At 38.7% G+C, this 24,668-nt stretch carries 24 protein-coding genes; 21 read left to right on the top strand and 3 right to left on the bottom strand.

All coding sequences use genetic code 11. The features are described from left to right. The first annotated feature begins 309 nt into the window (after window positions 1-309). From leuS to nadD, 4 genes are read left to right on the top strand one after another with little or no spacing between them, the layout of a single operon-like run. Window positions 310-2,892, top strand: coding sequence for a leucine--tRNA ligase (gene leuS, locus GTH25_RS04735; protein WP_075671578.1), 2,583 nt, complete (start codon window positions 310-312; stop codon window positions 2,890-2,892). A gap of 12 nt (window positions 2,893-2,904) precedes the next feature. After that, window positions 2,905-3,453: an LPS assembly lipoprotein LptE gene (gene lptE / locus GTH25_RS04730; protein ID WP_075671576.1), complete on the top strand. Its 549-nt coding sequence runs from the start codon at window positions 2,905-2,907 to the stop codon at window positions 3,451-3,453. Then, a complete protein-coding gene (gene holA, locus GTH25_RS04725; RefSeq protein ID WP_075671574.1) occupies window positions 3,450-4,484 on the top strand; it encodes a DNA polymerase III subunit delta in 1,035 nt (344 codons plus the stop codon). Before lptE ends, holA begins: the two co-directional genes overlap by 4 nt. Continuing rightward, entirely contained in the window at window positions 4,477-5,148 is a 672-nt protein-coding gene (nadD, locus tag GTH25_RS04720) for a nicotinate-nucleotide adenylyltransferase (protein WP_075671572.1), read from the top strand. The genes holA and nadD overlap by 8 nt, the downstream gene beginning before the upstream one ends. Window positions 5,149-5,154: 6 nt before the next feature. On the opposite strand, the gene GTH25_RS04715 is transcribed toward nadD, so the two are convergent. Then, a complete protein-coding gene (locus GTH25_RS04715; RefSeq protein WP_159241859.1) occupies window positions 5,155-5,901 on the bottom strand; it encodes a YbgA family protein in 747 nt (248 codons plus the stop codon). Window positions 5,902-6,292: 391 nt separating this feature from the next. Here GTH25_RS04715 and rsfS point away from each other — a divergent pair, with 391 nt between their 5' ends. The 10 genes from rsfS (at window position 6,293) to crcB (ending at window position 15,202) form a co-directional block, all read left to right on the top strand. After that, entirely contained in the window at window positions 6,293-6,619 is a 327-nt protein-coding gene (gene rsfS, locus GTH25_RS04710) for a ribosome silencing factor (RefSeq protein ID WP_006537732.1), read from the top strand. 2 nt (window positions 6,620-6,621) lie between these two features. Further along, on the top strand, window positions 6,622-7,092 hold the full coding sequence (gene rlmH / locus GTH25_RS04705) for a 23S rRNA (pseudouridine(1915)-N(3))-methyltransferase RlmH (protein WP_004246050.1): 471 nt from the start codon (window positions 6,622-6,624) through the stop codon (window positions 7,090-7,092). A 38-nt stretch (window positions 7,093-7,130) separates the two neighbouring features. Further along, window positions 7,131-9,026 (top strand): peptidoglycan DD-transpeptidase MrdA, encoded by a 1,896-nt coding sequence (gene mrdA / locus GTH25_RS04700; RefSeq protein ID WP_075671568.1) that lies wholly within the window; start codon window positions 7,131-7,133, stop codon window positions 9,024-9,026. 5 nt (window positions 9,027-9,031) lie between these two features. Next, entirely contained in the window at window positions 9,032-10,144 is a 1,113-nt protein-coding gene (gene mrdB, locus GTH25_RS04695; RefSeq protein ID WP_075671566.1) for a peptidoglycan glycosyltransferase MrdB, read from the top strand. 10 nt (window positions 10,145-10,154) lie between these two features. Beyond that, entirely contained in the window at window positions 10,155-11,144 is a 990-nt protein-coding gene (gene rlpA / locus GTH25_RS04690) for an endolytic peptidoglycan transglycosylase RlpA (protein ID WP_159241857.1), read from the top strand. Between the two features lie 122 nt (window positions 11,145-11,266). Beyond that, window positions 11,267-12,478 (top strand): D-alanyl-D-alanine carboxypeptidase DacA, encoded by a 1,212-nt coding sequence (dacA, locus tag GTH25_RS04685; RefSeq protein ID WP_164530355.1) that lies wholly within the window; start codon window positions 11,267-11,269, stop codon window positions 12,476-12,478. Between the two features lie 200 nt (window positions 12,479-12,678). Next, window positions 12,679-12,942, top strand: a complete 264-nt coding sequence (ybeD, locus tag GTH25_RS04680) for a DUF493 family protein YbeD (protein ID WP_036912266.1) — start codon at window positions 12,679-12,681, stop codon at window positions 12,940-12,942. A 160-nt stretch (window positions 12,943-13,102) separates the two neighbouring features. Next, complete coding sequence (gene lipB, locus GTH25_RS04675) at window positions 13,103-13,747, top strand: lipoyl(octanoyl) transferase LipB (protein ID WP_164530354.1); 645 nt, start codon at window positions 13,103-13,105, stop codon at window positions 13,745-13,747. A gap of 101 nt (window positions 13,748-13,848) precedes the next feature. Continuing rightward, complete coding sequence (lipA, locus tag GTH25_RS04670) at window positions 13,849-14,814, top strand: lipoyl synthase (RefSeq protein ID WP_075671558.1); 966 nt, start codon at window positions 13,849-13,851, stop codon at window positions 14,812-14,814. Window positions 14,815-14,827: 13 nt separating this feature from the next. Then, window positions 14,828-15,202, top strand: coding sequence for a fluoride efflux transporter CrcB (gene crcB / locus GTH25_RS04665; RefSeq protein WP_023581134.1), 375 nt, complete (start codon window positions 14,828-14,830; stop codon window positions 15,200-15,202). Window positions 15,203-15,339: 137 nt separating this feature from the next. Here the strand turns inward: crcB and cspE are convergent, their stop codons facing one another. Together cspE and GTH25_RS04655 are read right to left on the bottom strand one after the other, a co-directional pair. After that, entirely contained in the window at window positions 15,340-15,549 is a 210-nt protein-coding gene (gene cspE / locus GTH25_RS04660) for a transcription antiterminator/RNA stability regulator CspE (protein WP_023581133.1), read from the bottom strand. Window positions 15,550-15,746: 197 nt separating this feature from the next. After that, the gene (locus tag GTH25_RS04655) at window positions 15,747-16,220 is read right to left on the bottom strand and encodes a methylated-DNA--[protein]-cysteine S-methyltransferase (RefSeq protein ID WP_075671556.1); all 474 of its coding nucleotides are present in this window, start codon (window positions 16,218-16,220) and stop codon (window positions 15,747-15,749) included. A gap of 283 nt (window positions 16,221-16,503) precedes the next feature. Here GTH25_RS04655 and GTH25_RS04650 point away from each other — a divergent pair, with 283 nt between their 5' ends. The 7 genes from GTH25_RS04650 (at window position 16,504) to proX (ending at window position 24,416) form a co-directional block, all read left to right on the top strand. Next, window positions 16,504-16,728: a glutaredoxin family protein gene (locus GTH25_RS04650; RefSeq protein ID WP_075671554.1), complete on the top strand. Its 225-nt coding sequence runs from the start codon at window positions 16,504-16,506 to the stop codon at window positions 16,726-16,728. An 11-nt stretch (window positions 16,729-16,739) separates the two neighbouring features. Beyond that, window positions 16,740-17,159 carry a class Ib ribonucleoside-diphosphate reductase assembly flavoprotein NrdI gene (gene nrdI / locus GTH25_RS04645; protein ID WP_075671552.1) on the top strand — a complete coding sequence of 140 codons (420 nt, stop codon included), beginning with the start codon at window positions 16,740-16,742 and terminating at the stop codon, window positions 17,157-17,159. 5 nt (window positions 17,160-17,164) lie between these two features. Then, the gene (gene nrdE / locus GTH25_RS04640; RefSeq protein ID WP_164530353.1) at window positions 17,165-19,291 is read left to right on the top strand and encodes a class 1b ribonucleoside-diphosphate reductase subunit alpha; all 2,127 of its coding nucleotides are present in this window, start codon (window positions 17,165-17,167) and stop codon (window positions 19,289-19,291) included. 24 nt (window positions 19,292-19,315) lie between these two features. Then, window positions 19,316-20,284, top strand: coding sequence for a class 1b ribonucleoside-diphosphate reductase subunit beta (gene nrdF / locus GTH25_RS04635; RefSeq protein WP_075671548.1), 969 nt, complete (start codon window positions 19,316-19,318; stop codon window positions 20,282-20,284). A gap of 623 nt (window positions 20,285-20,907) precedes the next feature. Continuing rightward, window positions 20,908-22,107, top strand: a complete 1,200-nt coding sequence (gene proV / locus GTH25_RS04630) for a glycine betaine/L-proline ABC transporter ATP-binding protein ProV (RefSeq protein ID WP_075671546.1) — start codon at window positions 20,908-20,910, stop codon at window positions 22,105-22,107. Next, complete coding sequence (gene proW / locus GTH25_RS04625; RefSeq protein WP_075671544.1) at window positions 22,100-23,299, top strand: glycine betaine/L-proline ABC transporter permease ProW; 1,200 nt, start codon at window positions 22,100-22,102, stop codon at window positions 23,297-23,299. Before proV ends, proW begins: the two co-directional genes overlap by 8 nt. Before the next feature lie 121 nt (window positions 23,300-23,420). Continuing rightward, a complete protein-coding gene (proX, locus tag GTH25_RS04620) occupies window positions 23,421-24,416 on the top strand; it encodes a glycine betaine/L-proline ABC transporter substrate-binding protein ProX (protein ID WP_075671542.1) in 996 nt (331 codons plus the stop codon). Window positions 24,417-24,668 lie beyond the last annotated feature (252 nt).

Here is a 24,668-nt window from a genome sequence, read left to right as displayed (position 1 = left end):
CTGGCGTGCTTTTTTAGCACGTCAGCCCCAAATAATAATTTAGATTAACCTCGCAATTAAATATCAAGTAATCTTCTTTTCTCGCAACATCACTATTATTTTTTCACAAAATACGCATTTATTGTCTTTTGGCTTTAACTATTTCCAAGATATCTCGCAATTGTCTTGAAAAAGTTATGCAAACAGTGGCTTTCATTGAGATCAATAGTTGTGGCTATTAGACAAAATCAGCTATGCTATGCAAGTCTTAATTTCATAATAGCGGTTACCCTCCGGTAGCCATTAATTCACCATAGGATTATCGGTGCCATGCAAGAACAATATCGTCCCGAAGATATAGAGCAAACTATCCAGGAACACTGGGAAAAGAACAATACATTTAAAGTGACAGAAGATAATAACAAAGAAAAATATTACTGCCTGTCAATGCTACCTTATCCTTCTGGCCGACTTCACATGGGACACGTCCGCAACTATACCATTGGTGACGTGATTTCCCGTTATCAACGTATGCTAGGTAAAAACGTCTTACAACCTATCGGTTGGGATGCGTTCGGTTTACCTGCAGAAGGTGCCGCAGTAAAAAATAACACCGCTCCAGCGCCATGGACTTACGAAAATATCAATTATATGAAAAACCAGTTAAAAAAACTGGGTTTTGGTTATGATTGGGATCGTGAAGTCACTACTTGTACTCCAGAATATTATCGCTGGGAACAGTGGTTCTTTACTAAGTTATATGAAAAAGGCTTAGTTTATAAAAAGACCTCTGCTGTTAACTGGTGCCCACACGACTTAACCGTTTTAGCCAACGAACAAGTTATTGATGGCTGTTGCTGGCGTTGTGATACCCCTGTTGAACGTAAAGAAATTCCACAGTGGTTTATCAAAATTACCGAGTATGCTGAAGAGCTGTTAAACGATTTAGATACGTTAGATGAATGGCCTGAACAAGTTAAAACCATGCAACGTAACTGGATTGGTCGCTCTGAAGGTGTCGAAATTAAATTTGATGTTGCTGATAGCGACGACACAATGACCGTTTATACAACGCGTCCAGACACATTTATGGGTGTCACTTATGTTGCAGTTGCAGCAGGTCACCCATTAGCGCAAAAAGCCGCTCAAAATAACCCTGAAGTTCAACACTTCATTGATGAATGCCGTAACATGAAAATGGCAGAAGCCGATATGGCAACAATGGAGAAAAAAGGAATTGCAACAGGCCTTTATGCTATTCATCCATTAACTAAAGAGAAAGTCGCCATTTGGGTTGCTAACTTTGTATTAATGGAATACGGCACAGGTGCTGTAATGGCGGTTCCAGGTCATGATGAACGTGACTGGGAATTTGCAACTAAATACAATTTACCAATTAAAGCTGTTATTGCAGATGCTGAAGGTAATCAACCTGACTTATCTGAAGGTGCATTAACCGAGAAAAATAGCCTAATTAACTCTGGTGAGTTCTCTGGATTAGACAACCAATCTGGCTTTAACGCAATTGCAGATAAACTGGCACAAATGGGTGTTGGTGAGCGTAAAGTTAACTACCGTTTACGTGACTGGGGTGTTTCTCGTCAACGTTACTGGGGTGCGCCAATTCCAATGGCTACTTTAGAAGATGGCACTGTTGTTCCTGTCCCTGAAGATCAACTGCCTGTGATCCTGCCAGAAGATGTAAAAATGGACGGGATCACCAGTCCAATCAAAGCAGATCCTGAGTGGGCAAAAACCACAATCAATGGTCAACCAGCACTACGTGAAACTGATACTTTCGACACCTTTATGGAATCTTCTTGGTATTATGCTCGTTATACCTGCCCAGATTACGATAAAGGTATGTTAGATCCAAAAGCAGCTAATTATTGGTTACCTGTTGACTGGTATATTGGCGGTATTGAACACGCCATCATGCACTTAATGTATTTCCGCTTCTTCCATAAACTGATGCGTGATGCAGGTTTAGTGAACTCTGATGAACCAGCAAAACGCTTACTGTGTCAAGGCATGGTATTAGCTGATGCCTTCTACCACACTGGTGAAGATGGTGCTCGTCATTGGGTATCTCCAGCTGAAGCTATCGTTGAACGCGATGAGAAAAACCGCATCATTAAAGCAACTGACAGTGAAGGTCATGAACTGACTTATGCTGGCATGAGCAAAATGTCTAAATCTAAAAATAACGGTATCGACCCACAAACGATGGTTGAACGTTATGGTGCAGATACCGTTCGTTTATTTATGATGTTTGCTGCTCCACCAGAATTAACTCTGGAATGGCAGGAATCTAGCGTTGAAGGTGCAAACCGTTTCTTACGTCGTTTATGGCGTTTAGTTCACGAGCACACTCAAAAAGGAGCGACACAGTCTCTTGATCTTTCTGCACTAACAGAAGAACAAAAAGATTTGCGTCGTGACTTACATAAAACGATTGCGAAAGTATCTGATGACGTAGGTCGTCGTTTAGCCTTTAATACCGCAATTGCCGCCATTATGGAGTTAATGAATAAATTAACTCGTGCAACACAAGAAACAGAACAAGATCGTGCTTTAATGCAAGAAGCATTAGAAGCCATTGTTCGTATGCTTTCTCCAATCATCCCTCATGCTTGTTTTGTTATGTGGCAGGCATTAGGTGGAAAAGAGGACGTTGATGTTGCACCATGGCCTGTTGCTGATGAAGAAGCAATGATTGATGACACCAAGCTGATCATCGTTCAAGTGAATGGTAAAGTACGCGGTCGAGTCACTGTTCCGGCTAATTCAGAAAAAGAATATGTTCAGGAAATGGCGACAAAAGAGTACAGTGTTGCTAAATACTTGGAAGATGTGACTATTCGTAAAGTCATCTATGTTCCAGGAAAATTACTGAACATCGTTATTGGCTGATAAGGAGGCCTAGTGCGATATCTACTTTCGCTATTTTTCGGTTTAGCGGTGTTAATCACCGCTGGCTGTGGTTTTCACCTTCAAGGTAAAACTCAGGTTCCAGCAGAATTAAAAACGCTTTATCTTAGCTCTGGTGACCCTTATGGCCCATTATCTCGTGTAATGCGTCAACAACTTAGACTGAGTGGTGTTCAGCTTGTTGAAAATCCAACGGCAAATATCCCTATTTTAAAAATTGTCGGTTCATCAGAAAGTAAAGAGACCGTTTCTGTGTATCAAGACGGTAAATCAGCAGAACGTCAATTAACATTTGTGCTTGATGCACAAGTGATTATGCCTGATGGTACGATTTACCCAATTTCATCACAGGTTTCACGTCCATTCTTTGATAACCCATTAGAAGCATTAGCGAAAGATGCTGAAAATGACATTATCAAGCAAGAGATGCGTGAACAAGCGACAGCAATATTAGTGCGTAAATTATTAGTTGTTCACAATGCTGAACGGCAAAAGAGTGCACAAGCTGAGCAGGCAAAACAGATAATCTCACCCGCCAAATGATCCGCTTATATCCAGAACAACTGAATGCGCAGCTCCAAGAGGGGCTGCGCCAAAGTTACCTACTCTGGGGTAATGAACCTCTGTTACTCCAAGAGTCTCAAGATGCTATTCAATCCGTTGCTAAATCCCAAGGATTTGTCGAACATTATCAATTTACCCTTGATAATAATACGGACTGGAATGAAATTTACTCGCTTTGTCAATCGCTAAGCCTTTTTTCTCAAAGACAATCTCTTCTACTGCATTTGCCTGAAAATGGCCCCAATGCAGCGATGTCAGAGAAACTTACTCGCCTATCTCAAGAATTACATCAAGACTTATTGTTGATTTTACGTGGCAATAAACTCACAAAAGCACAAGAAAACAGTGAATGGTTTAAAACATTAAGCCAACATGGAACCTATGTTTCTTGTCTGACACCTGAGCTTGATAAATTACCTAATTGGGTTGCGCGGCGAGCAAAACAAAAAGGGTTAGCGCTGGATGAACAAGGTAATCAATTACTTTGCTATTGTTATGAAGGAAATTTATTGGCACTAGCACAAGCCATTGAGCGTCTTTCTCTGTTATATCCTGACGGTAAGCTAACGCTCCCAAGAGTAGAAGCTGCAGTCAATGACGCGTCACATTTTACCCCTTATCACTGGGTTGATGCTTTACTGGCCGGGAAAACACAACGTGCATGGCATATTTTGCAACAACTCAAAAGAGAAGACTCTGAACCTGTTATTTTACTCAGAACTTTACAACGTGAGTTAATGCAGTTGATTACGCTACATCGAGAATCTAAAACGGCTTCGTTAAAAACGATTTTTGATAAACATCGAATTTGGCAAAACCGACGCCCAATATTCACAGCAGCACTACAACGTTTATCTGAACATCAATTGCTGACAGCAATACGATTACTTGCAACAATTGAAATTACTATTAAACAAGATTATGGACAGACAGTTTGGCCTTCTCTTAGTGCTCTGGGTTTATTACTTTGTGGAAAAGCATTGCCGGAAGGATTTGTAAGTCATGCCTAAAATCAATCCCTCAACACCTTTAATTAACCAAGCCATTGCTTTATATGGTGGTACATTTGATCCTATTCATTATGGGCATTTGCGTCCTGTTGAAGCTCTTTCCGGATTAATTGGTTTAAAAGAAGTGATTTGGTTACCTAACAATATTCCTCCTCATCGTCCTCAACCAGAGGCCTCTTCTCAACAACGTCTTGAGATGGTACGTCTGGCTCTTGAGCCATATTCTTCATTTACAGTCGATACTCGTGAACTTGAGAAGCCAACACCTTCTTATACTATTGAGACATTAAGAGACTTCAGAAAAGAAATCGGCGATAAACAACCCTTGGCTTTTATTATTGGTCAAGATTCATTACTTTCGATTAACACATGGCACCAATGGGAAGATCTGCTCGAAGTATGCCATTTACTAGTTTGCGCCCGCCCTGGTTATCAAACACATTTCGACTCAGCGCAAATGCAAAAATGGCTGACCAAACATCAAACTCATCAGCAAGAAGATATTCACTGTTTACCTGCGGGTAAAATATTTCTGGCTGATACGCCTCTTTATAATATATCAGCAACAGATATTCGTGCTCGTCACAAAGCAGGTTTAGATTGTCACGATTTACTACCTAACTCTGTTGAAGACTATATTCGCCAGCAACAACTCTATAAATAATTAAGACTAAAGTTGCTCTCTTAAATAATTAAAAGCGAAGGGATAAGGTGAAAAATAGCGTTGATGGTTCAAATACTCATCAGGATAAACAGTTAACCAATATTTGAGTAAATCATAAGGTTTAGATAAAGGCACGATACCTTGACGATATTGTAAAATTGTCTGTGTCATTTCTTGTTTTTGTTGTGAGTTTAGATCCCGCTTAAAATACCCAGCCATATGCATTAACGCATTAGTTTGCCCTTCTCTATTTGCTGCAACACTCAATGCCTTCATTAGCTTTCCCTGATATTTCGATGCAACTTCTTCAAGGGGAATGGAATCAGAAAAATTAGCAATATCATGCCCCAACTCTCGATAAGCCACTTGTGAATAAGCCATAATTAAATATTTATATCGGCTATGAAATTTAACCAAAGCCCCTTTAGTTAATGATTGATTAACCTGTTGTTGGTAATCAAATAGTGTGAAAAATTGGGTAAGAAAATGGTCTAGAACAATAGGTTGTAAAAATTGATCAATATTTAATTGAGGTAAAGTAAAATTTGGGGGTGAGGAAAGGCTGTCTCCTTTTTTTCCGATATAACCATAAAGTGGCAATAGATTATCTCTATTTTGAGCCTCTATCTGCATAATACCTATCTTTTCCGCCTGAACAGTATCGCAAAGCAATGCTAACTTTTCTTGTAATTGGTGATTAGTGTTACTCATAATTTCTGAAGATATCCCGAGATAATTCACTTTTCTTTCCATTCTTTTTCTCTCCAATTAAAAAGTCTGAGCATTACACAGTATAATCTGACGCTAACAAAGTAAAAACACACCTAATTAGGTGTTTCATGAGCATTGACAGACGAGGTTTAGCTGTTATTCTCACCCTCTGTTCCCTCAAGGGAACTGTAAGGTAAAACTGTCGTCTAAACGGAAAAGTTCTTATCTGCCTTCTTTTTGTTATCTATTATGGCGCAGTTAATGGGCATATATGAATTTTTCTAAATCAAACGTCGAAAAACAAGAAAATAAGGTTTATGTTCTTGTTATTGCTAACTAGAATTAATCATCCAGTAAAATAGATTTATTGGTATAAATTCCTTTAAAATAGCGTTTATTATTTTTTCGACTAAATCAACCCATTAGATTAAAGGTGATCCTTTTGCAAGGTTCTGAATTACAGCAATTTATTATTGATAAACTTGAAGATTCTAAAGCTCAAGACATTATTGCATTAGATGTCCGCGGAAAATCAAGTGTAACTGATTACATGATTATTTGTACAGGTACCTCAAGCAGACACCTCATGTCAGTTGCAGATAATCTCGTTGATGATTGCCGCGAAGCGGGATTACAACCTTTAGGTGTTGAAGGACAAGGCGTTTCTGACTGGATTGTCGTTGACCTTGGTGAAGCCATGGTACACGTTATGCAAGAAGATAGTCGCCGTATGTACGAACTTGAAAAACTCTGGAGCTGAGTTTGAAATTACAGCTCATTGCCGTTGGTACAAAAATGCCGGACTGGATACAGACCGGCTTTATGGATTATCTTAATCGATTCCCCAAAGATATGCCTTTAGAACTTATCGAGATCCCTGCAGGCAAGCGAGGAAAGAATGCGGATATTAAACGTATTCTCGAAAAAGAAGGTGAACAGATGTTAGCTGCAGTAGGTAAAGGAAATCGTATCGTCACTCTCGATATTCCTGGCGCTCGCTGGGATACGCCAAAACTTGCAGAACAACTTGATCGATGGAAGCTTGATGGTAGAAATGTCAGTTTACTCATTGGTGGCCCGGAAGGATTAGCACCCGCTTGTAAAGCAGCAGCTGAACAAAGCTGGTCTTTATCTCCTTTAACAATGCCACATCCCCTTGTTCGTGTTGTGGTTGCAGAAAGCCTTTATCGAGCATGGAGCATTACCACAAACCATCCTTATCATCGTGAATAATCAATAAATTGGCGGGTCAGTAAGTGAAGTCAAATGGGATGAAAAGAAAAAAACGTACCCCGTTTCGAGATTATACTGCGGAATCAAAGCTATTTATCCGACGTGTAATTGTCGCATTTTCAGTAATTATTATATTGAGTGGTGTTTTGGTTTTTAACCTCAATCACTTACAGATCGCTCGCCATGATGATTATCAGACACGTTCAAATGATAACAGAATTAAATTAGTACCGATCGCTCCCAGCAGAGGCATTATTTACGATCGCAAAGGTATCCCTCTTGCGCTCAATCGTACTATCTACCAATTAGAAATTGTGCCTGAAAAGGTAGTAAACTTACAAGAAACTCTGGAAAGCTTAAGGGATGTTGTTGACTTAACTGACGAAGATATTGCTGCATTTGAGAAAGAGCGCAAGCGCTCACGTCGATTTAGCTCTATCGCCTTAAAAACAACATTAAGCCAAGTACAAGTTGCTCGTTTCGCTATCAACCAATATCGCTATCCCGGTTTAGAAATCAAAGGCTATCAACGTCGTTATTATCCTTATGGTTCAGCATTGACGCATGTAATTGGTTACGTCGCAAAAATTAATGATAAAGATGTTGAACGTCTTGATAAAGAAGGTTTATCACCTAACTATGCTGCAACTCATGATATTGGTAAGTTAGGCATCGAACGTTATTATGAGTCTACTTTGCACGGCACAACAGGCTATGAAGAGGTTGAAGTTAATAGCCGTGGTCGAGTTATTCGCCAATTGCACGAACAACCGCCACAAGCAGGTAAAGATATTTATCTTACCATCGACCTTGAACTGCAAACCTATATTGAAACATTACTCACTACAAGCCGAGCTGCGGTTGTAGTAACCGATCCTCGCAATGGTGAAATTTTAGCACTGGTATCAAACCCAAGTTACGATCCAAACTTATTTGTTGGTGGGATTTCAAATACTGAGTATCAAGGATTACTAAACAACCCGGATAGACCACTGATCAACCGAACAACTCAGGGGCTTTATCCACCTGCATCAACCGTGAAACCCTTTATGTCTGTTGCAGCATTGAGTGAAGGTGTAATTACAGCCAATACAACAATTCATGATCCCGGCTGGTGGCAACTCCCTGGCTCCGAAAAACGTTATCGAGATTGGAAACGTTGGGGACATGGAAAACTTAATGTCACAAAATCTATCGTAGAATCTGCGGATACCTTCTTCTACCAAGTTGCTTATGATATGGGAATTGATCGTATATCAACTTGGATGGGCCGCTTTGGCTATGGCGAATATACAGGTATTGATCTCTCTGAAGAGCGTAATGGCATCATGCCAACACGAGAGTGGAAACAGCAACGTTATAAAAAGCCTTGGTATCAAGGTGACACGATCCCAGTAGGTATTGGGCAAGGTTATTGGACAGCAACGCCAATTCAAATGGCGAAAGCTTTAATGACATTGATTAATGACGGTCAAGTTAAAACCCCTCACCTACTTTACGGTACCAAACTAGGCAATGAAATGTTGCCTTATGTTGATACTGAAACCCGCCAAATTGGCGATATCAACTCAGGTTATTGGGAACTAGCAAAACACGGTATGTATGGTGTGGCTAACTTCCCGAATGGCACAGGTCGCCGAAGTTTTGCTGATGCACCTTATAAAATAGCAGCAAAATCGGGAACTGCGCAGGTGTTTAGTTACGAAACCTACAATGCTAGCCAATTGGCAGAACATCTTCGTGACCACAAATTGATGATTGCCTTTGCGCCTTATGATAAGCCAACTGTAGCCATCTCTATTATCCTAGAAAATGGTGGTGCAGGCCCTTCTGTCGGTGATATTACAAGACAAATTCTTGACCACATTCTCCTTGGTGATAACAACACTGTATTGCCAGTATCTCCACCAGCACCACGTGGTTCAGAGGAATAATACTCATGACTGAAAATAATAAGAAAAAATCCTTCTGGACACGGATCCATATCGACCCGTTATTCTTACTTTGTATTCTTGCGTTATTAGGATACAGCGCGTTTATTATGTGGAGTGCCAGCGGGCAAGATCCAGAAATGATGCAACGTAAGTTAGGACAGATTGCTATGGGGTTCATGATCATGATAGTCATGGCACAAATCCCACCAAGAGTCTATGAAAGCTGGGCTCCTCATCTCTATTTCTTTTGTGTTATTTTACTTATTCTTGTTGATGTCTTTGGGCAAATCAGTAAAGGAGCACAACGTTGGCTAGATTTAGGTATTGTTCGTTTTCAGCCTTCAGAAATCGCTAAAATAGCGGTGCCTTTAATGGTCGCTCGATTTATGAATCGCGATGTGTGCCCTCCTACATTACGTAATACGGCTATTGCTCTGGTACTTATTTTTGTACCAACTTTATTAGTCGCCGCACAGCCCGATTTAGGAACATCCATTCTTGTTGCCGCATCGGGTTTATTTGTTCTTTTTCTTGCGGGAATGAGTTGGCGCCTTATCACCGTGGCTATTATTCTTGTTGCCGCTTTTATCCCCATACTCTGGTTTTTCCTCATGCATGATTACCAGCAAGCACGGGTAATGATGCTTCTCGACCCTGAATCAGACCCGCTTGGGGCAGGATATCATATCATCCAATCTAAAATTGCCATTGGTTCTGGTGGATTACATGGAAAAGGATGGTTACAAGGCACTCAATCTCAATTAGAATTCTTACCTGAGCGCCATACAGACTTTATTTTTGCTGTATTGGCGGAAGAACTCGGATTAATTGGTGTTTTGATACTACTGACTCTTTATATACTCTTAATCGCGCGAGGCCTTTACCTTGCAACGAAAGCACAAAATACATTTGGTAGAGTAATGATTGGCGGGTTAATGCTAATTTTCTTTGTCTATGTCTTTGTCAATATAGGGATGGTGAGTGGCATTCTTCCTGTTGTAGGTGTTCCGTTGCCGCTAATGAGTTATGGAGGCTCGGCCCTTATTGTATTAATGGCCGGGTTTGGTATCGTGATGTCGATTCATACACACCGAAAACTACTATCGAAAAGTTTATAATGAGGTCTTTATGCGTCTGCAATGGGTTTTGATTAGTATCAGTGCATTGCTACTGTCAGGGTGTGTTATTGATAAACCGAATACCAATAAACAGCCAGCACCATTACCCAATGTGCCAGCTCAACGTGTTCTCGGTGCAGAGCCACGTTACGAGCCTTATCACCCTACGGCGAATCAAGATTACCGAAAAAATGGGGTGGTTTACCGTATTGTGTCTGATCCTGCAAACTTTAGTGAGCGAGGAGAAGCTGTTGTCTATGATAGTTTAGCGATGAGTCGTTTAACTACCATTGGTGAACGCATTAATCCCTATGAGTTTGCAGTCGCTCATCCTACATTACCGATCCCAAGCTATGCGAAAATTACAAACTTGCTTAATGGGCGCACAATGGTTGTACGTATTAACGACCGTGGCCCTTACGTCAATGGAAAACAGATCCAAGTCACTCCAGCGGTTTCTGATAGTTTACGTTTAATGCCGACAACACCATTGCTTATTGAAGGAATTGTTGTTGACCAAAATGGTCATATGAGCGGTATTGGTACACATGGTGCGCAGATAGAGAAGAAAACAACCGCATTGCCTGAGCGCCCTAACTTTAATGCTCAGCCAGCAACAGTAACATCGGCGCCATTAGCAACATCAACGCCAGTCAACAACACTACACCTGTTGAGCCATCGGCTCCAGTGCAAGTAAAAGCGCCTACTCCACTTCCAACGCCAGCTCCTGCAAAGGCGGAAGCACCAAAACCAGTATTACCTTCAAATTCCATAGCACAAGGCTTTTATGTCCAAGTTGGTGCTCTCAGTAACGAAAATAATGCACAGTTTTGGCTCAATGATTTATCGTCACTATTTAATACCCAAGGTGTGATCAACAAAATAGATGGATTATATAAAGTGCAACTAGGCCCTTATTCATCTAAAGATCAAGCTGAAATGATAAAAAACAAGCTAAAACAAGTTAAAGATATCACTGGGTTTATTATTACCCAATAAAGGATAATTTTACGTAAAATCCTTTTTATATCAGCAAATTCAAGCGTAAAATCGTCTGGGTTTGCTGATATTTTATTTATCAGTCCCTATTTTTCCCTGAATTTTTGGATTAAACAAACAGAATGAAACAGATACTCCCAGCAAAATTACTAAGAAAAAGCCTATTAAGTGCCACTTTTGCTTTACTCACAGTAAGCCATCAAGGTATTGCGGAAGATTCCCTAAAAACAATGATACCAGCTGTTCCTAGTATCGAAGCCGAATCTTATATTCTTATTGATTATAATTCTGGGAAAGTATTGGCTGAAATGAACGCTGACGTTCGCCGTGATCCTGCAAGTTTAACCAAAATGATGACCAGTTATGTTATCGGTCAATCCATTCGTGCTGGTAAAATCTCTAATAGCGATATCGTACCCATTGGTGAAGAAGCATGGGCAACAGGTAATCCTGTTTTTCGTGGCTCTTCTTTAATGTTCTTAAAACCTGGCGACCAAGTTACTGTCGCACAATTAACCCGTGGCATTAATTTACAATCAGGTAATGATGCTTGTGTCGCAATGGCCTCTTATATTGCCGGAAGCCAAGATACATTTGTAACCATGATGAACGATTACGTTAAACGCCTCGGTTTACAAAATACACAATTCCAAACCGTTCATGGTCTTGATGCTCCGGGGCAATATAGCTCGGCTCGCGATATGGCACTAATTGGTGCTGCATTAATTCGCGATGTACCTGATGAATATGCCATCTATAAAGAAAAAGAATACACCTACAACAATATCCGCCAAACTAACCGAAATGGTTTGTTGTGGGATACCAGTTTAAATGTTGACGGTATTAAAACAGGTCATACAGCATCAGCAGGTTATAACCTCGTCGCTTCTGCAACTGAAGGTGATATGCGTTTAATTTCTGCAGTTATGGGTGGTCATTCATCTAAAGGCCGTGATGCTGAAAGTAAAAAATTACTTACTTGGGGTTTTCGTTTCTTTGAAACTGTAAAACCATTGCAAGTGGGTAAAGAATTCGCAGCTGAACCTATCTGGTATGGTGAAACAGATAAAGTACAATTAGGGGTAGATAAAGATGTTTATTTAACTATTCCTCGTGGTCGTTTAAAAGATTTAAAAGCAAGCTATATTCTTGATAATGTAGAATTACATGCGCCAGTAGCTAAAAATCAAGTTGTGGGAACCATTAATTTCCAACTTGATGGTCAAGTTATCGAACAGCGCCCGCTAGTTGTGATGAATGAAGTAAAAGAAGGTGGTTTCTTTAGCCGTATTATCGACTATATCAAATTATTATTCTCACACTGGTTTGGCTAAGGCTTGAAAAAGATAAATGTGACCACATATAACTTTTATACAGATATTGGCAGAAACACATTTACCATTCCCATATTTACCCTAATTACCAGTATCGCATTCCTTATTATGTAAGGAATGCGCTTTTTATTTGCTAAGATTAGGTGTAGAAATAAATTATTAAAACAACAACGCCTGTTGTCTTAAGGAATTACATTATGATGAAAACAAAATTAAATGAACTATTAGAGTTCCCATGTTCTTTCACTTATAAAGTGATGGGTCATGCAAAACCAGAACTAGTAGATCAAGTCGTTGAAGTCATTCAACGCCATGCGCCTGGTGATTACACTCCTTCAGTAAAGCCAAGTAGTAAAGGTAATTACCACTCTGTTTCTATTACCATCAACGCAACTCATATTGATCAAGTAGAAACATTATATAAAGAATTAGGTGAACTTGAACTGGTGCGTATGGTTCTGTAACCTCTTCTTTTAGCAAATGACTTTTTAAAAGCGCCTTTCATTAAGGCGCTTTTTCTTATTCGGCATTTCCTCATTTTTCACTCTATCTCGGAAAAAAAACATCTCAATCTGGTAGTTCATTTACTGGAGCGTTATACTGCTCTTCACAATTACGCTACAAATGAAGATTTTCACGGTGCAAGACAAGACAATCATTATTCGCCAATTAGGTGTGAAACCCTATTTACCGGTTTCTGATTCTATGCATCAGTTTACGGAAAAACGGGAAAGTCACACACCTGATGAAATATGGCTAGTTCAACATGAACAGGTTTTTACCCAAGGCCAAGCAGGTAAAGCTGAACACTTATTAAATACGGGAGCTATCCCTGTTATTCAATCTGATCGTGGTGGCCAAGTAACTTATCATGGCCCTGGTCAACAAGTGATGTATGTTTTAATTGATTTAAAACGCAATCATATAGGTGTTCGTCAATTAGTCACCGCTCTTGAAAACACCGTTATAGATACGCTAGCAGAGTTTAATGTAGAAGCTTATGCTCGCGCTGATGCACCTGGCGTTTATGTGAAGGGTGATAAAATTTGCTCTTTAGGATTGCGTATCCGTAAAGGTTGTTCCTTTCATGGACTTGCGCTCAATATCGATATGGATTTATCTCCTTTTGCTCGAATAAATCCTTGTGGTTATTCTGATCTAAAAATGACGCAATTAATTGATTTTGCACCGAATACGACAACGACACAGGTAGCACCGTTATTAGTTAAGCATTTTTGTACACAACTAGGATTTCAACCACAGCAATAAAAATGCTATAATTTTTTTAACATTTGTCATATTTTTTTAAAACCCTGATTACCTCAGTCACATCGTGTTAATCACTCTAGATAACTGGAACTGGCACAATTATGAGTAAACCTATTCAGATGGAACGCGGAGTTAAATATCGCGACGCCGATAAAATGGCACTTATTCCTGTTAAAACAGTCGCTACAGAACGTGAACAACTGCTACGCAAACCTGATTGGATGAAAATAAAGCTACCCGCTGACTCAAGTAAAATTCAGGGTATCAAAGCAGCAATGCGTAAAAATGGCCTTCATTCCGTCTGTGAAGAAGCTTCTTGTCCTAACCTTGCTGAGTGTTTTAACCACGGAACGGCAACCTTTATGATCTTGGGCGCAATTTGTACACGCCGTTGCCCATTCTGCGATGTCGCTCATGGCCGCCCTAATGCTCCTGATCCTCAAGAGCCAGAAAAACTTGCTCAAACCATTAAAGATATGGGGTTACGCTACGTCGTAATTACGTCCGTAGACCGTGATGATTTACGTGATGGCGGAGCTCAACATTTTGCTGATTGTATTGCTGCAATTCGTGCAAAAAACCCAACAATCCGTATTGAAACATTAGTTCCTGATTTCCGTGGTCGTATGGATAAAGCACTTGAGATCCTCACTGACACTCCACCAGATGTCTTTAACCATAACTTAGAGAATGTTCCTCGCGTTTATCGCCAAGTACGTCCAGGTGCTAACTATCAATGGTCGCTGACATTGTTAGAGCGTTTTAAGCAAGCTCACCCAGATATTCCAACAAAATCAGGTTTGATGGTCGGTCTTGGGGAAACCAACGAAGAAATTATTGACGTTATGCGTGATCTGCGTAAACATGGGGTAACGATGCTGACATTAGGGCAATATTTACAGCCAAGCCGTCACCATCTTCCTGTTCAACGCTACGTCAGTCCTGACGAGTTTGAATATATGAAAGAGCAAGCACTTGCGATGGGCTTTACCCATGCAGCTTGTGGGCCGTTTGTTCGCTCGTCTTATCATGCTGATCTTCAAGCTCAGGGGATTGAGGTTAAATAACAATTTATCTCTCATGCTTAATATTGCAATTGCTGTATTTATAGGTGGTGGTTTAGGTAGTGTATTACGCTGGCTGATTAGCTACCGCCTAAATTCTATTTTTCCTCATTTTGCCACAGGTACCTTTATTGCTAACTGCATTGGTGCTTTTATTATTGCCTTTGGTATCGCTTGGTTTAGCAAAGCACCACATATTGATCCTATTTGGAAAATTATGCTAACTACTGGCTTTTGTGGTGGCCTGACAACATTTTCAACCTTTTCTGTCGAAGTTGTCGCACTCTTAACTGAAGGGAAGATAGGATGGGCATTAAGTACGATGGGCGCTAATTTGGCAGGCTCATTTTTAATGACCGCATTTGCATTTTGGTTACTACGCGAGATGTAATGTTTGGAATATAAAAACCTGTTATAAAATGGGCTTTGCTCTAGATACTTAAAAACCCGTTAAATAACGGGCTTTGCTCTAGATACATAAAAACCCGTTAAATAACGGGTTTTTACTTGTCTCAAAGAAGTCGTTAATTAGATAGCGACAACGTTTGCAGCAGATGGCCCTTTCGCGCCGTCAGTAACTTCAAACTCTACTTTTTGACCTTCAGCAAGGGTTTTAAAGCCTTCTGATGTAATAGCGGAAAAGTGTACAAATACATCTTTGCTGCCATCTTCTGGAGTGATAAAACCAAAACCTTTAGTTTCGTTAAACCACTTAACGTTACCTTTTAATTTAGACATCAAGTTTACCTTTAAAATAGAAAATAAACGCAAGCGTTTTGCGTTAGCTATAGTAAAACAAAAATGATGATTCCCTGTCCACAGTCTAGATCACGAAACTCACATTTTTTTTCTGCCAAATGATTAATATTCAGACAAATCCCATGCCTTAACGCATAGTTCACTTAAGAAACAATACTTAATACTTACAATCTGAACTATTCATCGACTTCTACTTTTTCATATTGAAGTAGCCAACGCTTAATATCTAATCCACCAGTATAGCCGACTAGCTTACCGTTATGACCAATAACTCGATGACAAGGAATAATTAAAGAAATTGGGTTGCGTGAGTTTGCCATTCCTACCGCTCGGCAATAATTGACCGAACCTAATGTAAGCGCCAATTTTTTATAACTCCAAATTTCACCATAAGGGATGGTTTGTAATGTCTTCCAAACACGGTTTTGAAATTCCGTTCCTTCTGGCGCTAATGGCACCGAAAATGTCGTGCGTTTACCTGCAAAATACTCTTTTAATTGTTTTATACATTGGTTAATAACAGGACTTGAATTTACAGCAACCTCTTTGTCATTCACAAAATAGAGACTCGTGATCCCTTTTTCATTTGCAGTAATAGAGATATAGGGTTTTGGAAAGCCTTTAGGTGCATCGAGATAGTCTTGGTACATAATGTTTTCTCTGCTGATTTGTCTTTAGCAACCAGATTAAATCATGCTTGATTGATAAAGCAATCATCTAATTACTCGTATATCTAATAAAAATTGATCAATCTAGCGATCTAAAAATAAAATTAGTGCACTAACTGTTTAATTTTAATGATAATCATTATCAAAAATGAAAAACACCATATATTGTATGGTTGAAAATAAATAACTCTATATATAGTATTTAAGTACTTCTCATTATGGATGTGAAAACAGACGCATCCATATTTTTATAAGGGTTATTTTTATGTCTGTTATCCTCTATACCAAACCGAATTGTGTTCAATGCAGTGCCACAGAACGTGCTTTAAAACAGAAAAACATTCCGTTTGTTGCAGTTGATCTTACCAAAGATACACAAGCTCTCGCCCGTATCGTTTCTATGGGATATCGCCAAGTACCTGTTGTAGTTCACGGTGAACAACATTGGTCGGGTTTCTGCCCTGATAAAATCAGACAGATCACGCTCTAAAGGAGCTCCTCATGCAAACTGCACCTTTGATCTATTTTTCAAGTCGTTCTGAAAACTGCCATCGCTTTGTACAAAAACTCAATTTAAATGCGACCAGAATTATTGAAGCTGAAACATTGCTTGCAACGCAACCCTTTGTGTTGCTTTGCCCAACTTATGGTGGCGGTGGTACTAAAGGTGCAGTTCCTAAGGCGGTTATTCAATTTTTAAATATTCCTGGAAACCGTCAATTAATACGTGGAGTCATTGCTTCTGGAAATACTAATTTCGGTGCAGCTTACGGATTAGCTGGCGATATTATTGCACAAAAATGCCAAGTCCCTTTTTTGTATCGATTTGAATTATTAGGCACACCAGAAGATGTATATCGCGTAAAAATAGGTTTAAGTACATTTTGGTCAAGTCTTACTGACCAATGCATTACGAGATAATTAACATGACACAATCAACAGAACAACTGGATTACCATGCATTGAATGCCATGCTAAATCTCTATGATGAGCAAGGTAATATTCAGTTTGATAAAGATAAATTAGCGACACACCATTTTTTTCGTCAACATGTAAATCAAAACACTGTATTTTTTCATGATCTAAAAGAAAAACTCGAGTTCTTAGTACAACAACACTATTACGAAGAACAAGTGTTAGAACAGTATGAGTTTACCTTTATTAAACAGCTATTTAAACATGCTTATAGTAAAAAATTTCGCTTTCAATCATTCCTTGGTGCTTTTAAGTACTACACCAGTTACACCTTAAAAACGTTTGATGGAGAGCGCTATCTAGAGCGCTATGAAGATCGAGTTTGTATGGTGGCTCTCACGCTAGCACAAGGCAATACTGACCTTGCTATTCATCTTGTAGATGAAATTATTAGTGGTCGTTTTCAACCCGCTACGCCGACTTTTTTAAATTGTGGAAAACAACAACGTGGTGAATTGGTTTCCTGCTTTCTATTGCGTATAGAAGATAATATGGAGTCTATCGGTCGCTCGGTAAATTCCGCGTTACAGCTTTCTAAACGAGGCGGTGGCGTTGCATTTTTGCTCACCAATTTACGTGAAGCAGGCGCTCCGATTAAACGTATAGAAAATCAATCTTCTGGTGTGGTTCCTGTCATGAAAATGCTTGAAGATGCTTTTTCTTATGCAAACCAATTAGGTGCAAGACAAGGTGCCGGTGCTGTTTATCTTCATGCTCACCATCCTGATATTTATCATTTTCTTGATACTAAAAGAGAGAATGCAGATGAAAAAGTTCGAATAAAAACCCTCTCTTTAGGCGTTGTTATCCCTGATATCACGTTTGAATTAGCAAAACGCAATGAAGATATGTATCTCTTCTCACCTTATGATGTAGAACGAGTTTATGGCGTACCTATGTCCGAAATAAGTGTTAGCGAAAAATACAGTGAAATGGTGAATAACGCGCAAATTCGTAAGAAGAAAATTAAAGCGAGGGAGTTTTTTCAAACACTTGCCGAAATTCAATTTGAGTCTGGCTACCCTTATATCATGTTTGAAGATGCTGTAAATCGAGCTAATCCTATCGCGGGTAGAATTAATATGAGCAATCTTTGCTCTGAAATTTTACAAGTCAACAGTGCCAGTGAGTATCACCCAGACTTAAGCTATCGCCATATCGGTCATGATATCAGTTGTAATTTAGGCTCTATGAATATTGCTATGGCAATGGATTCACCTAATTTTGCACATACCGTCAGCACGGCAATTAGAGCATTAAGCAATGTTTCTGAAATGACAAAAATTGAGTCCGTTCCTTCTATTGAAAAAGGCAATCTCGCGTCTCATGCCATTGGTTTAGGACAAATGAATTTACATGGCTACTTAGCGCGTGAAGGGATTTATTACGGCTCTGAGGAAGCGTTAGATTTCACTAATATCTATTTTTATACCGTCACTTACTATGCGTTGTTAGCTTCAAACCAATTAGCGATTGAGAAAAAACAGCACTTTAAAGGCTTTGAAAATTCGAAATATGCAACGGGTGAATATTTTAATAAATATGTATCACAACAATGGTTGCCTAAAACACAAAAAATCCACCAGCTATTTAGCCAATCTAATGTTCATATTCCAACACAAGAAGATTGGCAGACTCTCAAGCAATCTATTATGACGCATGGGATCTATAACCAAAACTTACAAGCGATACCACCAACGGGATCTATTTCCTATATTAACCACTCTACATCGAGTATTCATCCTATTGCCGCACCAATAGAAATTAGAAAAGAAGGTAAAATTGGGCGAGTTTATTACCCAGCCCCCTTTATGACCAATGAAAACCGTCAGTATTATCAAGATGCATATGAAATTGGGGCTGAAAAAATTATTGATACTTATGCTGAGGCTTCTCAACATATCGACCAAGGTTTATCGCTCACATTATTCTTTTCTGATGAAGCAACAACCCGAGATATTAACAAAGCGCAAATATATGCATGGCGTAAAGGTATTAAAACCTTGTATTACATTCGTATCCGACAATCTGCATTAGCAGGTACTGAAATCAAAGGCTGTGTTTCGTGCGCACTTTAATAATAACAATAAGGAGAACATAGCATGTCATTACCTTTATTAAGCCATGTTAATGCAATTAATTGGAATCGCATTGAAGATGAAAAAGATTTAGAAGTTTGGAATCGTTTAACCATGAATTTTTGGTTACCTGAAAAAATTCCACTCTCTAATGATATTCCTTCATGGAACACCCTAACTCAAGCTGAAAAACAACTTACAATCCGTGTTTTTACAGGGCTAACTTTACTTGATACGATCCAGAATACCATAGGTGCACCGACTTTGATGCCTGATGCACTCACGCCTCATGAAGAAGCCGTATTATCTAATATCTGTTTTATGGAAGCGGTGCATGCTCGTTCTTACAGTTCGATATTTTCCACACTCTGCTTAACATCCGATGTCGATGAAGCATACCGTTGGAGTGAGGAAAATCCTTACTTACAAAAGAAAGCAGAAATTATTTTGCGTTATTATCAAGATGAAGATCCTTTAAAGAAAAAAATTGCCAGCGTCTTTTTAGAATCTTTTTTGTTTTATTCAGGATTCTATTTACCAATGTATTGGTCAAGCCGAGGAAAATTAACTAATACAGCCGATTTAATTCGCCTTATTATTAGAGATGAAGCCGTTCATGGTTATTATATTGGCTATAAATTTCAAAATCAGTTATTAAATAAATCTGAATTAGAGAAACAAGATATTAAAGATTTTGCTTTCTCATTATTATTAGATTTATATGACAATGAAGTGAAATATACTGAAGATCTTTACGACACTGTAGGCTGGACAGAAGATGTCAAAAAATTTCTTCATTATAATGCAAATAAAGCATTAATGAATTTAGGGTATGAAGCTTTATTTCCTGATGAAATAACCAATGTAAGTCCTGCTATTCTTTCTTCATTATCACCAGATGCAAATGAAAACCACGATTTCTTCTCTGGCTCAGGATCATCCTATGTTATTGGTAAAACCATTAACACTGAAGATGATGATTGGGATTTTTAAGATTTATTGGATTAATTGAAGGTAAAAGAAACAATACAATACATTCAATTTAATTATGTATCACACATAAAACATAATACACTGAAAAATATAGACTATTTTTTTGTGTATTTTAATTTGTTCACTAAACAATCTAATTGATGGATTTTTGCCGTTCAATATTGTCAAAAAATCAATTTTTTTCGAATTATCCCAGCCTATTTCTAGTATATAAACCTTATCACAAGGCATTAAATATTAATTTATCTAATATGTATTGATTTTTTTTCATTTAATTTTCATCTCTATTTCTCTTCTATTTTGATATTAAGTTTTCGTTTTTATTGAGATCCTAATTAAATTTGCAATACCTCTAAAAATAAAGTTATTTCAGTCAGTTAGAGGTAAATACATCTTTTAATAAATTTTATTTATTTCACTTTATTTAATTATTAATTATATTAAAAACAACGAAAATACAGCCAAATTATTTAATTAATTATAATGAACATAGGGTTGTCAGACTCAATCATTGTGGTAGGGTAATTCCCTTATTAAAAATCTTATTTAGGAAAAATAACAACACTTATTAATTAATATTTAATTTATTCCTTTCAATATTTAAATAGGAAACTATATATTGCATGGCAATTAAACTCGAAGTAAAAAATCTCTACAAAGTATTTGGCGAACACCCTAAACGCGCGTTTGAATTATTAAAATCTGGTATGAATAAAGATCAGATTTTTGATAAAACAGGGCTTACGGTGGGCGTTCAAAATGCAAATCTGGCAATTGAAGAAGGCGAAATATTTGTCATCATGGGATTATCTGGTTCAGGTAAATCCACACTAGTCCGCCTTCTCAATCGTCTGATCTCTCCAACAAAGGGAGAGGTGCTTATTGATGGTGAAAATATTGCCACCATGTCGGATAAGGAGTTACGACAAGTACGCCGTAAAAAAATCAGTATGGTGTTTCAGTCATTTGCATTAATGCCCCATATGAACGTACTTGATAACACTGCATTTGGAATGGATCTCGCGGGATTAAGCAAAGATGAGCGTTATAAAAAAGCGATGGATGCTTTAGAGCAAGTCAACTTGGGCAGTTACGCAAACTCTTGGCCTGATGAGCTTTCTGGTGGGATGCGTCAACGTATCGGCCTTGCGCGTGCACTTGCTAACGATCCTGATATTTTATTGATGGATGAAGCCTTTTCAGCACTCGATCCATTAATTCGTACAGAAATGCAAGATGAGTTATTAAGCTTACAAGGAGATAAACAACGCACGATTGTGTTTATCTCCCATGACCTGGATGAAGCTATGCGTATTGGCGACCGAATTGCCATTATGCAAGGTGGTGTTGTTGTTCAAACGGGCACACCAGATGAAATACTCAATAATCCAGCAAATGATTATGTGCGTACGTTTTTCCGTGGTGTTGATATTAGCCACGTATTTAGTGCAAAAGATATAGCTAAACGTCGTCCTGAAACCTTACTGCATGTTGCGCCCGGTTTTGGTCCTCGCTCCGCCTTGAAAGTACTCGAAGATGAAGATAGAAATTTTGGCTATCTCATTGAGCGAGGAAGAAAATTTGTTGGCGTTGTTTCCGTCACATCTCTTGAAGAGGCACTGAAAAATAAACAACCTATTGAGTCAGCTATTTTATCTGAGCCTTGTGCTATTAATGGTGATACACCGTTAAACGAGCTGATTTCAACTGTTGCACAATCTCCCTGTGCAATTCCTGTTATTGATGAAAAAAACCGTTATATCGGCTTAATTTCTAAAGGAATGTTACTACAAGCACTGGATAAGGAGACGCCAAATGAGTAATACAACAGATAAAGATGTGGCTTTGGATACAAATATCCAAGAAACCGCGACAAGCGATACTACGCCAGAGACAACCAATAACGTAAATGATGATCCTTGGGCAACAACTGATACCACTACAACAGAAAGTGATCCTTGGAGTAGTACTGACAGTTCATCAACAGATGCCGATCCATGGGGTGCTGGCAGTGGTACTGAAAATATTGATACCTCATCCGCTGGCAGTGATTGGTTAGATGCAACACCAACGGATGTAGCACCTGATTCATTCAATCTAATGGATCCGTTTCATAATACGCTGATCCCCTTAGATTCATGGGTTACTGATGCGATTGACTGGATTGTATTGCATTTTCGCCCTGTTTTCCAAGGTATCCGTGTACCGGTCGATTTGGTCTTAAGTGGTTTTGAAAATTTCTTAACCTCAATGCCAGCACCTATCGCCATTATTCTGTTTTCTCTGATTGCATGGCAGCTTTCAGGCAAAGTTATGGGTATCGCTTCTTTTATCTCATTAATATTAATTGGTGCAATTGGTGCTTGGTCTGAAGCTATGGTTACCCTTGCACTGGTACTCACCTCGTTACTGTTTTGTCTTATTATTGGGCTTCCATTAGGAATATGGCTGGCTAACAGTGATAGAGCATCCAAAATTGTTCGGCCTTTACTCGATGCGATGCAGACAACGCCTGCATTTGTCTACTTAGTTCCTATCGTCATGTTATTTGGTATAGGTAACGTACCCGGCGTTGTGGTCACTATTATTTTTGCCTTACCTCCAATTGTGAGATTGACCATTTTAGGGATCAAACAAGTTCCTGAAGATTTAATAGAAGCAGCACAATCATTTGGTGCAAATCCTCGTCAAATGCTGTTTAAAGTGCAATTACCACTCGCCATGCCAACAATTATGGCAGGTGTAAACCAAACACTAATGTTAGCACTTTCAATGGTTGTTATTGCATCAATGATTGCCGTTGGTGGGTTAGGTCAAATGGTATTACGCGGTATAGGTCGTCTTGATATGGGACTAGCTGCCGTAGGGGGTGCCGGTATTGTTATCCTCGCCATTATCCTTGACCGATTAACACAATCTTTAGGTCAAAACAGCCGTCATAAAGGCAATAGATGCTGGTATATGACAGGGCCTATCGGCTTAATTTGTCGACTCTTTGGCAAAAAAGCATCGTAATAAATATTTTTACTATTAATTAAAAATCAATAAAGAACACCACGTTCAATCAATATAAGAAATAGAGGCGACAGTTCGCTGTCGCTATTTATCTCTTACCATAACAACAGAAGGAAAAACTATGCGTAATCCAGTTATCTGGGCAACAGTATTGTCCGCCACACTGATAAGCACCCAGTTATCCGCTGCTGATTTACCTGGAAAAGGAATTTCGGTTCAACCCGTGCAAAGTACGATTTCTGAAGAAACCTTTCAAACTTTAATCGTTAATAAAGCACTAGAACAATTAGGTTACACCGTTCAGCCAATTAAAGAAGTTGACTATAACGTTGCTTATTCCTCTATCGCTAATGGTGATGCCACCTTTATGGCTGTTAGTTGGGTTCCCCTTCATAATTCACAATATGCAGCAGCAGGAGGTGATAATACCTTTTATCGTAAAGGGGATTATGTCGTTAATGCCGCTCAAGGTTACTTGATTGATAAGAAAACGGCAGAGAAATATAACATTACGAATATTGAGCAACTTAAAGATCCTAAAATTGCTAAATTGTTTGATGCCAATGGTGATGGTAAAGCCGATTTAACCGGTTGTAATCCGGGATGGGGTTGTGAAGAAGCGATCAATAATCACTTAAAAGCCTATGGATTAGAAAAATCTGTTACACATAACCAAGGTAACTACGCAGCCATGATGGCAGATACCATTACTCGTTATAAAGAAGGCAAGCCCATTTTTTATTACACATGGACGCCTTACTGGATAAGTGATGTATTAAAACCGGGTAAAGATGTTGTTTGGTTACAAGTGCCTTTCTCTTCATTACCGGGTGATGATAAAACCGATACCACATTAGCAAATGGTAAAAACTATGGCTTTCCGCCAAGTACCATGCATATTGCAGCAAATAAAAAATGGGCTGAAGAAAATCCCGCTGCGGCAAAACTCTTTGAAGTTATGAAAGTGTCTGTTGCCGATATTAATGCGCAAAACTTACGTATGCATAATGGTCAAAAATCACAGGCAGATATTGAACGTCATGCTAATGCGTGGATCAAAGCACATCAAAAAACCTTTGATGGTTGGATTGAACAAGCTCAAGCAGCTGCAAAATAATCAATAAACAATCTTCATTTAAGATTGTCACAAAACAGGTCGCATTATTGTGGCCTGTTTTTATTCATAAAAAACTAAATTTACATGCAGTTAGATAAAATAAGTTTATATAAAAATTAAAAATAATCTTAATACTACTTTATTATTAAGATTATTCTTTTTATTCAAAGCCATGTTCTCCCTTTCTTTCATTCTCTCATTTCTTCAATTATGATTATCCTTTTCTCCAGTAGCCATTTTGGCATTCTCATT

This window comes from Proteus terrae subsp. cibarius, assembly GCF_011045835.1.
GTDB lineage: Bacteria > Pseudomonadota > Gammaproteobacteria > Enterobacterales > Enterobacteriaceae > Proteus > Proteus cibarius.
Note: the sequence above shows the minus strand (reverse complement) of the source record. Positions and strands in the feature narration are given on the sequence as shown.